Annotated in this window: 16 protein-coding genes; 3 read left to right on the top strand and 13 right to left on the bottom strand. The window is 65.8% G+C overall.

The genetic code is table 11. From position 1 onward, the window contains the following. Positions 1–60 precede the first annotated feature (60 nt). Positions 61–1,035 carry a class 1b ribonucleoside-diphosphate reductase subunit beta gene (nrdF, locus tag NIBR502770_RS08830; protein ID WP_141181700.1) on the top strand — a complete coding sequence of 325 codons (975 nt, stop codon included), beginning with the start codon at positions 61–63 and terminating at the stop codon, positions 1,033–1,035. Between the two features lie 120 nt (positions 1,036–1,155). On the opposite strand, the gene NIBR502770_RS08825 is transcribed toward nrdF, so the two are convergent. Next, positions 1,156–2,685, bottom strand: coding sequence for an HNH endonuclease signature motif containing protein (locus NIBR502770_RS08825; protein WP_141181699.1), 1,530 nt, complete (start codon positions 2,683–2,685; stop codon positions 1,156–1,158). Between the two features lie 358 nt (positions 2,686–3,043). Between NIBR502770_RS08825 and NIBR502770_RS08820 the strand changes: the two genes are divergently transcribed. Continuing rightward, a complete protein-coding gene (locus NIBR502770_RS08820) occupies positions 3,044–3,589 on the top strand; it encodes a hypothetical protein (protein WP_141181698.1) in 546 nt (181 codons plus the stop codon). Positions 3,590–3,613: 24 nt separating this feature from the next. Here NIBR502770_RS08820 and NIBR502770_RS08815 read toward each other — a convergent pair whose 3' ends face one another. The 8 genes from NIBR502770_RS08815 to NIBR502770_RS08780 form a co-directional block, all read right to left on the bottom strand. Beyond that, the gene (locus NIBR502770_RS08815) at positions 3,614–4,168 is read right to left on the bottom strand and encodes a DUF3090 domain-containing protein (protein WP_141160267.1); all 555 of its coding nucleotides are present in this window, start codon (positions 4,166–4,168) and stop codon (positions 3,614–3,616) included. A gap of 57 nt (positions 4,169–4,225) precedes the next feature. Further along, a complete protein-coding gene (locus NIBR502770_RS08810; RefSeq protein ID WP_141181697.1) occupies positions 4,226–4,711 on the bottom strand; it encodes a hypothetical protein in 486 nt (161 codons plus the stop codon). 42 nt (positions 4,712–4,753) lie between these two features. Continuing rightward, positions 4,754–5,281: a DUF2087 domain-containing protein gene (locus NIBR502770_RS08805; protein WP_246857451.1), complete on the bottom strand. Its 528-nt coding sequence runs from the start codon at positions 5,279–5,281 to the stop codon at positions 4,754–4,756. A gap of 247 nt (positions 5,282–5,528) precedes the next feature. Continuing rightward, a complete protein-coding gene (locus NIBR502770_RS08800) occupies positions 5,529–6,476 on the bottom strand; it encodes an alpha/beta fold hydrolase (protein ID WP_141181696.1) in 948 nt (315 codons plus the stop codon). A gap of 22 nt (positions 6,477–6,498) precedes the next feature. Beyond that, positions 6,499–7,368, bottom strand: coding sequence for an HNH endonuclease (locus NIBR502770_RS08795; RefSeq protein WP_141181695.1), 870 nt, complete (start codon positions 7,366–7,368; stop codon positions 6,499–6,501). A 98-nt stretch (positions 7,369–7,466) separates the two neighbouring features. Continuing rightward, entirely contained in the window at positions 7,467–7,661 is a 195-nt protein-coding gene (locus NIBR502770_RS08790) for a hypothetical protein (RefSeq protein ID WP_141160271.1), read from the bottom strand. Beyond that, complete coding sequence (locus NIBR502770_RS08785) at positions 7,658–8,188, bottom strand: hypothetical protein (protein ID WP_141181694.1); 531 nt, start codon at positions 8,186–8,188, stop codon at positions 7,658–7,660. The genes NIBR502770_RS08790 and NIBR502770_RS08785 overlap by 4 nt, the downstream gene beginning before the upstream one ends. 59 nt (positions 8,189–8,247) lie before the next feature. Continuing rightward, the gene (locus NIBR502770_RS08780) at positions 8,248–9,099 is read right to left on the bottom strand and encodes a universal stress protein (RefSeq protein ID WP_141181693.1); all 852 of its coding nucleotides are present in this window, start codon (positions 9,097–9,099) and stop codon (positions 8,248–8,250) included. A gap of 99 nt (positions 9,100–9,198) precedes the next feature. Between NIBR502770_RS08780 and NIBR502770_RS08775 the strand changes: the two genes are divergently transcribed. Further along, positions 9,199–10,656, top strand: coding sequence for a DUF5129 domain-containing protein (locus NIBR502770_RS08775; protein ID WP_141181692.1), 1,458 nt, complete (start codon positions 9,199–9,201; stop codon positions 10,654–10,656). A gap of 108 nt (positions 10,657–10,764) precedes the next feature. Here the strand turns inward: NIBR502770_RS08775 and NIBR502770_RS08770 are convergent, their stop codons facing one another. The 4 genes from NIBR502770_RS08770 to NIBR502770_RS08755 all read right to left on the bottom strand — a co-directional run bounded on the left by NIBR502770_RS08770 (position 10,765) and on the right by NIBR502770_RS08755 (position 13,049). Beyond that, entirely contained in the window at positions 10,765–11,037 is a 273-nt protein-coding gene (locus NIBR502770_RS08770; RefSeq protein WP_141160275.1) for a DUF1508 domain-containing protein, read from the bottom strand. Between the two features lie 177 nt (positions 11,038–11,214). Next, positions 11,215–11,973: a DUF4386 family protein gene (locus NIBR502770_RS08765; protein WP_141181691.1), complete on the bottom strand. Its 759-nt coding sequence runs from the start codon at positions 11,971–11,973 to the stop codon at positions 11,215–11,217. A 32-nt stretch (positions 11,974–12,005) separates the two neighbouring features. After that, the gene (locus NIBR502770_RS08760; protein WP_141181690.1) at positions 12,006–12,476 is read right to left on the bottom strand and encodes a GyrI-like domain-containing protein; all 471 of its coding nucleotides are present in this window, start codon (positions 12,474–12,476) and stop codon (positions 12,006–12,008) included. 123 nt (positions 12,477–12,599) lie between these two features. Continuing rightward, positions 12,600–13,049, bottom strand: coding sequence for a flavodoxin family protein (locus tag NIBR502770_RS08755; RefSeq protein WP_141181689.1), 450 nt, complete (start codon positions 13,047–13,049; stop codon positions 12,600–12,602). Positions 13,050–13,256 lie beyond the last annotated feature (207 nt).

Genomic DNA, 13,256 nt, shown 5'->3' with positions numbered 1-13,256 from the left:
TGCCCGCCCGCCGTCGTACGCTTTAACTTAGAGAAAACCACCCAACGCATAGGGGATGACATGACCGAGAAGGTCAAGCTGCTCAGCCACGTCGAGGCCATCAACTGGAACCGCATCCAGGATGACAAGGACGTGGATGTCTGGAACCGCCTGGTGAACAACTTCTGGCTGCCGGAGAAGGTGCCGCTGTCCAACGACGTCCAGTCGTGGAACACGCTGACCCCCGTCGAGCAGCAGCTCACCATGCGCGTATTTACGGGCCTGACCCTGCTGGACACCATCCAGGGCACTGTTGGTGCTGTTTCCCTGATCCCGGACGCGCTGACCCCGCACGAAGAAGCCGTGTACACGAACATAGCGTTCATGGAGTCCGTACACGCTAAGAGCTACTCGTCCATCTTCTCCACGCTGGCCTCCACCAAGGAGATCGACGAGGCATTCCGCTGGTCCACCGAGAACGAGAACCTTCAGAAGAAGGCCCAGATCGTCATGGACTACTACCAGGGTGACGACCCCCTGAAGCGCAAGGTGGCTTCGACGCTGCTGGAGAGCTTCCTGTTCTACTCGGGCTTCTACCTGCCCATGTACTGGTCTTCACGCGCCAAGCTGACGAACACGGCTGACCTGATCCGCCTGATCATCCGTGACGAAGCCGTGCACGGTTACTACATCGGCTACAAGTTTCAGAAGGGCCTGGAGAAGGTCTCCGAGGAACGCCGCCAGGAGATTAAGGACTACACGTTCGAACTGCTCTTCGAGCTGTACGAGAACGAGGTCCAGTACACCCACGATCTGTACGACGGCGTGGGCCTGGCCGAGGACGTCAAGAAGTTCCTGCATTACAACGCCAACAAGGCCCTGATGAATCTGGGCTACGAGGCAATGTTCCCGGCGTCCGTCACCGACGTGAACCCGGCCATCCTGTCGGCCCTGTCCCCGAATGCGGACGAGAACCACGACTTCTTCTCGGGGTCAGGTTCGTCTTACGTGATCGGCAAGGCAGTCAACACGGAAGACGAGGACTGGGACTTCTAACCGGTTTCGCCGGTACGCCGGCGGCACGGCCTGTTCTGTTACAGCCGGCTTCAATGGACCCCGCACGTTCTGTGCGGGGTCCATTGTGTTTCCCGGGACGAATCTCCAGAACACCACCGCTCACCGCGCCGCGAGGTACTCGGCCAGGCATTCTTCTACGTGGGACCTTGGCGGGCGGAAGTAGTCCACTGTGCCTTTATTCGGCATCATTGCGTCGCGGCCTGGTTGAGTCAGGATGCCAGCGCGCGCCTGAAGCGGCGGAGGCAACTCTGGCGGTTCCCAGTCCTGGTGCTCGCTCCTGTATTTGCGTCCTGAGGGCGAAACCCAGCCGGGCGGCTCATTCTTCGATGCAGCCGTTGGACGCCACCTGCTGACGTGCCGCAACCGGTGGTGCTTTGGACATGGTTGGCCAAGGTTGCTGATGCCGGTGGTCCCGCCTTGGTGCCAGGCGAGCAGGTGATCGGCTTCGTTGTCCAGGGAATTGTTGTTGCACCCAGGGAAGGGGCACTTGCCGTCCCGCAAGCGCAGCCACCTTCGCATGGCCTTCCCGGGGCGGTAGCTGGTGCGTCCGATTTCCAGCGGCGCGCCGTCGCGGGGGTCCACGAGCACCCGGTAGAACGAAGCGGCTCCATTAGCTACGAGGTCCCGTGCCATGGAAGCCGGGATGGGGCCATAGCCGTCAAGCATGGCGGGTTCGTCGGTGGCTCCGAGGAGGGAAAACACGGGGACGGTGACCAGCACTTCCGCCCGGGGAACCTGCACATCGGCGAGCCCCTTCGGTGGGTTTCCGGCCTCGTCCACTCCGACCCCGTTCCAGCCGCAGCAACCGGTGCAGCCGGTGCCCCCGCGAAGCGCAGTGGCGGCGAACAGATCCGCGCGAAGCTGGGTGAGTGTGCGTTCCTCGTTGCGTCCCTGGAGCCCTCGGGCGATGGCAGTGTAGCGGTTCCAGATGGCCATGGCCTGGTCGGCCGGCAGGCGTGCGGACAAGCGCGCCATGCCGTCCTGCTCCGGAGAGAACTCTAGGCACCTGTCTTCGATGCCCTTTGCATGCCGTTTTTCGATGCTCTCCGGGTGGTGACGTTCGCGCCAGACGCGGGCCTTGTGCCGGAATCGGTACGCCGGCATCTCCCCGGCGGGGCACCCCCGGGCGGCGTTCGGCGCATCCGGATCGAGGAAGTGGGCTTCCAATGCGGTCGCGGCCTTCGAGCTGAGGGTGGCGGTTTCGTCCACCATGACGCGGGCGTGCTGCCACGACATGGTTCCCTCCGTGAGCGCTTCCAAGGTCCGGGGCAGAGAGGTGGTGAGAGCGTAAGACTGTGCCAGAAGTGCACCGGCGGCGCGGTCACCGATGGCGAGAATGCAGCCCACCTCCGCGGCGACGGCCATTTCCTGCGCCTGCACCGGCATGTCTGGGGGAGCCATACACCGCGCTGACTCCGCGAACGCAGCCGCAGCCGCGGCTTTCAGCGCCGCTACACGGGCTTCGGTGCGGGCCACTCCGGCCAGGATGTCCAGGCATTCATCGGCGACGGCGGCCAAGGGATCGCTCTGTGCGAGCGGTCCGTTTGCGGCTCTGGCTACCTCGCCACGGAGCACGGACAAGGCAGCCTCGATCGCCTCAAACGCCCGTGCTGCCGTGCCGCTTCCCATGTACTCATCATGAAGGGAGGGTCTGACATTTCGGGCGGGTGGTGGACGGGGCACGACTTTTTGCCGCAAATCCTTGTCACGCCTGTGTTGGGACGAACTGCGGCGGCTGCAGCCAAGGCGGTGTGGGCCGGCGGCGGATTGGGGGGCTGCATCCGGTCTCGGGATGCTCCAGCCGCCGGCCCTGTCCAACTCCAGACCCTGCCCCAGCGGCCGGATCCTGGCCCCAACGATAGGACCCGTTGCTGAACGGCAACCCACGATGGGCGCAAGGTTCGCTCAAGAGTGGGCGCGTCATCACTTAGACGTTCCAAACGATGCGGCCGTAGCTGCGGGAAAATCCTGCCCCTAGGATGGCGCCATGAGGAAGTGGGGCGAGATGCATCCCGCGCTCCGGGCCGTCCTGGTTGGCGCAGCAGCCTGCGCTGTCATCCTGGCGGCCAGCCTTATCGCCGGGCAAAGCCTCGACGACGCCGCGGCCAACGCCATCTTCTACGCGATGATGATCGGGGGCGTCGTCTTCTTCATGACGAAGCGGTTCCAGACGGCCGCGGAGAGACTCGATGAACACGGCGACTTGGTTGTCTTCCTGCGATTCCCTCAATCATCGCTGGGCTCCTTGAACAGCGTCTGGCGGATGGGAATCGCTGTCCCCGGCGCAGAGAGGATCGAATTCCAGCCCATCGTCGACGACACGTTGACCCCCAGTGGCCGCGGGAGGACTCTCACTGGAGTTGGGGTTGTGGACGTCCCGGTGCGGAAAGCGAACCGCCACGACAATCAACAGGACGTGCCGCTGGACTTCCGGATCATCACCCTGGGCTCAGACGGCGGCGTCATTGAAATCGCAGCCGGACCGGCTACCCTCCAGAAAATCGAGCATGCCATCGAGTCCGAATCCTCGTAGTCCTTGGCCGGCAGGCCGTCAGGACTAGAGTTCTGGCGGGGTGCAGACGTGCCCCTCGGGGTCCATCGGGTATCCGCATAGCGGACAGAGCGGACGGCCCGCGCCCACAACCTCACGCGTGCGCTTGGTGAACGCTCGGGCGGTGCCCACCGGCATCCGCACCAACAGCATTTCGGGGGCCTCGACGCCGTCCTGGTCCAATGCTTCATCATCCGGATCAGCATCTGCTTCAGTGAGGGGATAAGCCTCAATCACCACCTGAGCCGTCGCCGGGTCCCAACCCAGGCCCATGGCGCCAGTCCGGAATTGCTCCTCAACGGCTTCCAGCGGATCGTTGTCAACCAGTTCGACGGGCGTGCCGGTGGGAACGCTGAACGGGTTGCCGTCCAGGGTGATGAGCTGGTCGAGTATTTCATCGATCTTCTCCGCAAGCAGGGCCGATTGCTGCTTCTCCATGGCGATGCTCACCAGCTGCGCCCCGGCGCGTACCTGCAGGTAGAACGTGCGCGCACCAGGAGCTCCGACGGTGCCGATGACGACCCGATCCGGCCAGGTGAACTCGTGAACAAGTGTAGGCATGTCAGAATTCTAGGCGAGATCCCATCGGCGGCGCGGCCTGTCATGCCGCAGGAGAGTTCACGGAGCGCGAAAGTGAGCCAGCACCAGCCCGATGGGTATGCTGACGGCGATCACCAGCAACAGGGCCCGGTATCCCCAGGGGACCCAACCAGACATCGCGCTCCGCCAGTGAACAGTCCGGAACATCAACGCCAGCGAAACAACCAGCATTGCGCCGCCGGCATCCACAACCCACGGGTTACCAACCAGCGTCCCGCCAATAACTGCCGCGGACGCGCCGTTCCACGCCACCAATTCCGCAATAACTCTCCACCCCACAAAGCGTTGCGCCGCCAGGAAGTACTGGACGATGCCCAACGCGCCCTGGGCTACTCCTCCGACGAGCACCAGATAGGCAGCGGCCCACGATCCGTGCTCAAGGTGCAGCGGCCCGGTAACTGCCGCGACCAACCCGCCTGCCACAACACACATGAGTGCCACCGCGCCGAAAGCGATGGCCCCCTTCCGACTGCCTGCAGGCCTCAAGCCCGGCGTCTCGCCCATGCTGTCCAAGCTACTGCACGCCATCACACGGCGGGCAGTTGGTTATTCCGGCAAAGAATACGAAGAGCCCGTGGCCGTGCGCTGCAGCAGGCCGAAGTCGATCATGTAGCGGCGAAGCAGGACGACGTCGTCGGTATAGCTGAGCAGCCGCTCATTGATCTGCCTCTCCGTGAGCTTCTCGCCGGGTTCGATGATCTCATTGGCGATCCTTGCCAGCAGGGCCCGCCGCTCGGCCACGTTGGCGGGGTATCGCTCGATCCGCCCCAGACGCATGAATCTGTCCAGTCCGGTCCGCTGCTGCCGGCGCGGCTGCTGGGCGAGCAGGTCGCTGAAGTCGCTGAACACGGAGTCCTGCGCAATCAACACACCCGACGCCTGCCGCCCCACGAGCCCGGACTCAAGCAGGGCCGCCAGGGCCCGCTGCCTCCGCTGCGGCTTCACATCGGGCAGCAGGTCGGCGTGAGCGGCTCCCAGTACGATCTGCGCGTACGCAATCCTCGCGTCCGTGTTGCCAAGCGTTGCCAGCACCCGCCGCCAATGCGGACCGTTCATTCCTGCTCGTCCGGCCACGTCGGTGTCCTCCCTCTGCCGCTGGCCCCCACCCTGGCGTTGGAGCGTGCCGGAAGATCGTAGCCCTGGAGGCCCGGTGTCTGGAAGTGGGTGCGGCGGATCTCCAACGGTGCCTGCCGGCGTCGTAAGTTCAACGGCACGCAGGGGGAGGGTGCTGGCCGGGGGTGACCAGTCGGGGCTGCAACGGAACTTTGACGCCCTGCGGCGCCTTGTTGACCAGGCACGACGGCGGCGGGCTGCCTGGGTGCTAAGCGTCCCCGTCCCTGGCGTACAGGGCCAGGAGGTCGCGGCTGAACTCATGCGGGGATGTTTCGCACGGACTGTGCCCGCCCCGGTACACCCCTATGCGGGCCCGGATTGCCTGGGCGAACAGCCGGTGCAACTGGAGCGGCCACAGGTCATGTTCGCCCACGGCCACGAATTTGGGCAGCGGCGCCTCTGCCAGTTCCGCCCGAAGGTCCGGGACGTTCTGCATCAGGGTGTAGATATCGCGGACGGAGGCGCGGCGGGTGAAACGGAACCGGTAGTTGACGAACCGCTGCCGTCCCGGCGGCACATGTGCCACCCGGCCGCTCCGGATGCCCCAAATCAGGAGGGCTGCACCAGCCCGCCCGTTCACCCATGTGCTGAACCGGCCAATACGGCTCACGCCCCGGAAGGTCTGGCCGGGTTCCGGCGGGCAGCCCAGGAACGTGATGGACCGGAACAGTTCGGGCCGCTGCACGTAGGCGAGTTGGGCGATAATGCCGGCGAAGGAATAGGCCACCACGTGGGCCGGGGTAGCTGTGGTTTCCAGGACTGCCAGGAAATCGTCCACAAATAACTGGTAGTCGTAGTGCTGTCGGGGCGGCACCAGGTTCTCGGGGCCGGCGCCGGCCGACTGGTACTGGCCCGCCAGATCGTACGTCAGGGCGTAGTAGCCGGCCTCGGCGAGGCCAGGCATCATCAGCGAGAAATCCTCTTTCGACCCGGTGGCGCCGGGCACCAGCACCACGCTGGGATCATCCGGCTTGCCCAAGGCCATGGCGGCCAGCTTCCCACTGGGAACGTCGATGGTGAACCGGACGGCGCCCGGTGGTGGAACCGACCAATCGACGTCGCCCAATCCGGCATCCAGCAGGGCGGCCGCATCAACCTGGGCAGAACGGAATTCCTCGGGGTCTACCCCGTATTCCTTCCGGCCCGGCTCCGCCATGGTCCCAAGATAGTCCAGCAGCCTACATCCGGCCGCCATCGAGGATCCGCCGCGCATCTTCCTGCGCTTGGAGGGCCACCTCCGTGACCACCTCACCCTTTAGGTGGCCGACCGCGGACATAATGCTTCGGAGTTCACCCACGGTCAGCGGCGGGGTCGCGGTGTGTGCCATGGCATGGCAGTTGTGGCAGAGCGGGACAAGGTCCGCAATGGGGTCAAGCTGATAAGCGCCGTCCAGGATCTCCGGGGGCACTAGATGGTGGACGTCGATTGCTCCCACCCCTGCCACGCCGTAAGCGGACTCGAACGAGAAGCCGCACGCGGCGCACTGCGTGCCGTGGAACGCAATGCACGCCCGGCGCCCGTCGGGGTCGCGCTCGTACCGGTTCACGCGGACGGTGCGGAGGGTCTCCGGAGGAAAGGTTCCACCCGCCACCTCGAGGGGATCCGCCGTGGACGGCGCGTGGGCGCGCCACAGCCGGCGCAGTACAGGGACGGACGACGGCGGCAGGGTCACCAGGGACGGTCCGTCCGCCCTCGACGCAAGGTCGTCGGTGAGTGCCTCGCCCAGGAGTCCGGGCCGTACCTGCTCGCCAAGCGGAAGAAGGGAATCCCAGGCCACCCAGAAGAACCAGTGAGCGGGTCCGGGATCGGCGGGGGCCGCAATTCGGTACGGCTGGGACGTCACGAACCCGTGGCCGATCAAGCCACTGGAAGCCTCAGTGCTGCCCTCCACGACGAGCCACGCCTCGCTGCCGGGATCAACGCCGGGACAAGAGTCCGCGCGCCAGCGGTCAAGGAATATCCCGGATCCGGCCACTTGTTCGACGACGGCATGGTAGTTCCAGCGGCGCAGGACCTCTGCGTCACATCTCAGGATTACCGCGGCCACTGGTCACCGGGTCCGTACTCGCTTCGCGGCTGTCCATCGGACAGCTGACCACCAAAACCCGCCACGCGTCGTCGACCCCCAAGTGCCGGCAAGGCGCGCTAGATCGGTTCCTTGGCCAGCGCTTTGGTCTTTGCCGGCGTCTCGCGTCCCAGCCGTTCATCCAGCGTGACCCGCAGCCGCGCGGCGGCAACCTGGACACGGTGCTCGGCCGGGGTGGTCTTCTTTTGGGCGGGTTTGGCAGCGCTGTTCCGCGGAGCGTGGACGTACCGGTGCTCAGGCGACGTTGCACTCATGGTCCAACCTCCTTGCTGCTGTCTTCATCCGTTGTTCCATTCTCGCCTAAGTTGTGGCGGTCGTCCACGAAGGCCGCCTCCTGCCCGGAACCGGGCTCGGGCGCGGCATCGTCCCCGTTCTCGTCGCCGGACACGCTCTTCCAGGCGATGTCGAACAGCTCGAGTTCCTCGGTGCGCGCCAATTCGCTCCTGGCCAGGACTTCCAGCGTCGCCAGCCCCAGCGCCTTGGTGCCTTCATCCGGATCCAAGGCCCGGTCCAGCGCCCACTGGGTCCGGCGCCACCACTCCGCCCGGCTGTCCGCCTCGGTCTTTTGCTGCAGCGCGTTGGCGTCAGCCTCGCGTTTCTGGTCGAGCGCTGTCTTGTCCGCAGCGGTGCGCTGCTTGAGCGTGCGCCAGTTGATGTAAAAGGCCAGCACGGCAGCTGTGAGAACCGCGAGAGGCCCCAAACCGGCAAGGATGACCCACCAGTCCGCCGGTCCGGAATGGACCACAACGTCCAGCGGGCCGGGGGAGGGAACAGGGGTCACGCGACCAGCTTAGGCGGAGGCCCGGCAGGCAACCGGCCCGACACCCGGAGTACTGTGCGTCATCCGCCCCGCCGTGAGACAAGGACGGGTCCGCGGGCGTGATGCAATACTGCGTGGGCCGTTGAACCAATGGTTTCCCTGAGCACTCCGCGGCCCTGCGTGCCCACAACAATCATCCGGGCCGATTCAGCGGCTTTGAGGAGCGCGTGCGGGACCGAGCTGTCCGTCAGCAACTCCGTCTCCACCCGGACCGCGGGCGCCACAGCCGCTGCACGGTTCAAGGCCGACGCCAGGACGGCCTGGGCGCCGGCCGCCGCGTCCTGTCCTTCCAGCAGCCGGTAGCCCGCAGGCTGGTGCCGGACATGGACCACTTTGAGGGGCGCGTGCCACACAGCTGCCAGCGCACACGCGTCATCCAGCGCGGCAGGGGAACCCGAGTCATCGACGGCGGCGACGACGGGTCCGGCCGGGTGGTGTTCCTCCCGGATCACGGCGACAGGGCAGGCGGCAGTGGCTGCCAGTTCAAGGCTCACCGAGCCGACCAGGAGGCCAAGGAAGCCGCCCAGGCCGCGGCTGCCCACCACCAGCATGCGTTCGCCCGCGGATATTTCGGCCAGCAGCTGCGCCGGCAATCCGTGAAGCAGGGTGCTCCTGACCTGAAGCCCGGGTACTTCCGCGGTGGCAACCGCCACGCCGTCTTCGAGGATGGACCGGGCGGACTGTTCCAGGCCACTGCCTGACACACCGGGAACCGGACCGAGGTGCCGGGTCAGGAGTGGCCACAGCGAACAGTGCACAACATGAAGGGGGCAACCGATGGCGTGCGCGTGGCGCGCCGCCCAGCGGACGGCGGCCGCAGCCTCCTCCGAACCGTCAAAACCGGCCACAATGGACCCTGCATCCTGCGCCACGGCACTGCGCTCCTGACCAACACGATCTTCACAGGACCTTAGGCCCTTTGGCGGCCCTGCTCCCTGGTTTCATCCTGATTCTAAACAGTGGGGAGGAACATGGGCAGCATCATGCGCCGGATAGCCGTGGTGGTGCTTGCCCTCGCCGCCCTGCTGGTCGGCGCCGCGGCCCCCGGCACCGCGGTGGCGCCTGTGGCCGTCATCGTGGCGGACACCGCAGGGGTGCTTGACCAGAACACGCTGGTGCCCGCCGTCGAACGCATCCAGTTCTATGAGCCCACCCGTGTTGCTGTCTTCACCTACAACGGCACCCCGGCGGACAACCTCAACGAACAAGTCCTGAATTTCGCGCGGTCCACGCACCCGGAGTGGATCAGCCCGGACGGCCAAAAATGGGCCGACGGACTGTTCATTTTCGCCCTTGACCCCGTGGGCCGGCACGTGGGGACGTACATGGGCGAGGACCGGAAAGTGTCCCTCGAGCAGCGCAGCGACATCCAGGATGCGTCCAAGGAACTGTTTCGCGACGCCCAGTGGACCGACGGCACAGTTGCCGGAATCCGCCGCGGGGCAGAGCTCATCAACCAGCCCTGGTACCGCTCGACGGCGTTCCTGGTCACGACCTGGGTTCTCGCCGGAACCGCGGCCCTGGGTGCAGCCGCTTGGCTGATTGTGCGTGCCGTGACCAGGAGCGGATGCCGAAAGCAGATTGAACGCGGGGACCGCAGCTACTCCAACGTCAGCATGGACCTGGAGGTTACGGAACTGAATGCCGGCACTATCCCGGAATCATCCCGCTACGGAAGCCAGGTCCTTGAGAAACACAGGACGTTCCTCAGCAAGTATGCCGCAGCGACGGAGCTGTCCAACCAGGTTCACGCACTGGGTAAGCGGGCGTTGAGCAGCAGGAAGAACCTCAAGCTGGCCCGCCGGTTCGCCGACAGTGCGGCGGAGCTGGACGCCCTGGACGACGTCATCTCGGACAGCAATGCCCTGCTGAACCGTGCCGATACCTGGCCTACGGCCTGGGACCGGCAGCTTGCTCCCTTCCGTAAAGACCTCGCCGGGTTGGAGCAGCTCCTGGCCAAACGCCACGGGCAGGGGGACTCGGCCACTGCCACGGCGCTCCGGTCCTTCCGTGACGAAAGCCTGCGGGACATTGAGCGCTGGACGGCCGCACTGGCCGAGCGGCGGATCACGCCGGAGGAGGCCCTGGACCGGCTGTACAGCGCCCGTTCCCGGCTCTCGGAGCTGCTGGAGAACCATGCCGAAACCGTGATCCAGGGCTTCGCCCGGACAGACCGCGAAGCACGGCTGATGCGGGAACAGATGGAAACGGCCCACGGCGGCACGGACCACCGCAGGCAGCGGACGTACGAACCGAGCATCCTCGGCACGGTGTACCCGTCCTACACGTTCTTCTCCGTGGCCACCTTCAACTCCGGCTTCAATACGGGGGTCAGCAGCGTCAATTCAGCCAGGGGTGGTGGCGGCACCACCGGATACGGCAGCAGCGGCGGCAGCTTCTCCGGATCCGGCAGTTCCTCAAGCTTCTAGCGCAGCGGGCAGGCACGCCGTCGCGGACAAAGCAGTGGGGCCCGTCGTTGGACGTGCCCCACTACCTGAATGGGTTGCCCGAAAGGCGGGTTCCGTGCCAGGCCGGACTCAGGCGGCCCCGAGGTTATTGAGCCTCCGCGGCGCACGGTGCACGGCATAGCGGGGGTGCTGCGGGGAGGCGCGGACAACACCGGGACGCGGCGGTACCACGTCCTGGATCAGGCCCGTGCCGGCGCACTCGCGGACCTCCTCGATGGCAGCGGCGGCCGCCTGCTTGTCGGCGAATTGTCCGGAAACCGCCAGCACGTGTCCATCGGGCATCACAAGCCGGAACCGAATCTGTGAATCATCATCGACAAACAGTTCGAACGTACCTGCCATAAGCCGTGTCCTCCTCAAAATCATGCCCCGTGGATGGGGCTGCACGCCGTGCCCGCTTCCGGCACGGCCACCAAAGGGGCGCGACTCCAGCGTTGCGCACCTTCCCGGCCCAACCACCATCTCAAAGGGCCCGTACCGGCTTTAGGGACCAAGGTCCTTGATCAGGGGCGCCGGAGGTCAGTCGCGCCGGAGACGCAGGGCAGCAGAGCGCGACAGGCGGATCAGCGCAATGCCCGTGGCGACGAACCATATCCACAGCAAAATTCCGTAACCCCAGTAGAAGCTGGGGGCCGCGTGGCGCAGGACCTCACTGACCACCCCCAGGGCCCCGGTGGCGATGCCGACCCAGGCCAGGGAGCGGGGGAAAATTGCCTGTCCGGCCCTGAGCATCGCCAGGCCCATCAGCAGGATCCCGAGGGCGGAGAGCACGCCAACGATTGCCGGGGTGTTGTTCTCGGCGATGATGGCTTCAGCTGCGGTAGCGTAAATCCGCTGTTCGTCCTCCGACCCGGCAGCCATGAAGCGGTCGCTGAGGTAGACCAGGTTCAGGGAGCCCCGGCTGCTGACCGGTACCGCAAGCAGCAGCGCCCAGGGCAGTGCACCAAAGATCAGCGCTATCAGGGGCAGGCTTCTCCGCACCGTCGACAACGCCACGAAAAGGGCCGTGAACACCAGCACCGGCAAGACATTTGGCAGGATCCACAGGATCTGCTCCGCAACATAGCCGGCCTTGTTCGAGGCGATGAACCCAAGTGTCGCGGCCCCGCCGTGCACAGGGGGAGGCGCCATGAAGTCGAGCACCAGGGCGGCGATCAACAGGAACACGAAAAGGATCGACGACGCCCCTGCCACGAGGTAGAGGTGCGCCCAGCCGTGCTGGTCGCCGGCGCCGGCAACGGCAGTCCCAGGCTGGGGGCCCGGGCGGTGACTGGCCATGGTGCCCTCCTCGGGACGGGCCTGCCGAAGCTTCAGGCGAGTGGCCAGACCACCCTGGTCTGCCAGGTGGCTGGATCAGGCTGCTGTTCAGGATCGGTCAGGTAGTACTCCCACATGGAGTCCGCCGGGGTGGCTCCGTCCGCTTCCATGCTCTGCCGGATGGCGTCATACGTGGCAGCCAGCGTGTCGTAGGGACCGGTGTGGATGGCTTCGAAGGCATCTGCGTCCGGGAGTACCGCGCTGGCCACCTCGCCGGTGCCGTGGAAGTTGCCGGTGACAGGAAACCCGGCTTCGACGTCCACCGTTTCGCCCGGCATTCCGTGGTAGCGCGCAAACGGCGGACCCGCCGGACTGGCGCCCTGCACCTGGACCGCGGACATCACCGCACCGAAGGCCCGGCCGAAGAAACTGGTGAGCGCGTCCATGGGAACCCGCTCGCGGACCACTGCCACGGGCTGTTCGGTGATGTGGATCTTTTGCGGCTGCGGGCCTGGTTCAGTCATTGCACCAGCCTCGCGGTCCATGCCCCGGCACGACAGGGCCTTAGGACTCTAGAGGCCGTGGGTGGTCCGGTGCGCCGTCGACGAACCGCTCCACCGTTAGCGGGTTCACGCCTTCGGCCCCGGTTACGCATGGCCCTGCAACGAGGCCGCCAGGTCTGCCGCCCATGATGCGGCCCGCTCCACCTCACCTTCCAGGAGCGGACCTTCGCTGCCCTTGACATAGAAGGCCATGGGCCCGGAGACGATGGTGGCACCGGCCTCCGCCAGGGATTTGGTCATTTTCTTGGCGGCGTCGCCGTGGATGAACAGTTTCACCCGCGTGTCGAATGCGGCGGCGTGGACACCGTTCAGTCCGCGGCGGGCGAGGTTGGCCAAGGATTCAGCAATGCGGGCAGTAGGCTTCCAGCCATTGATGGGGCTCCCGACGACGAGCAGGTCGCCCGGGCAGAGGGTGGCTGGATCGAAACCGTCAACCGGAACGGCGGAGGCACCCAGTCCCAGCGCGGACGCTATGGATTCGGCGACTGTGCGGGTGTTCCCATAGGCGGTGTCGTAGAGGACGACGGCGTTCATGGTGGGCTCCGGAGTGGGGGTTGATGGTGGCCCCTTAACATTCGCCCCGGACCGGATGTTGGGGCAGGGCCAAAGGTCATGCCGGCTTGCCGGGGCGAAATGCCCTAGCCCGGCTGTCGACGGCAGGGTAGGTTCGGCTTCATGTGTGAGGACCGTATGAAGCACCTGCGGAAGTGTCCTGGATGAGGAAGCCTGCTGCCCTGCCTG

This window comes from Pseudarthrobacter sp. NIBRBAC000502770, from assembly GCF_006517815.1.
In the GTDB taxonomy this organism is placed as follows: domain Bacteria; phylum Actinomycetota; class Actinomycetes; order Actinomycetales; family Micrococcaceae; genus Arthrobacter; species Arthrobacter niigatensis.
Note: the sequence above shows the minus strand (reverse complement) of the source record. Positions and strands in the feature narration are given on the sequence as shown.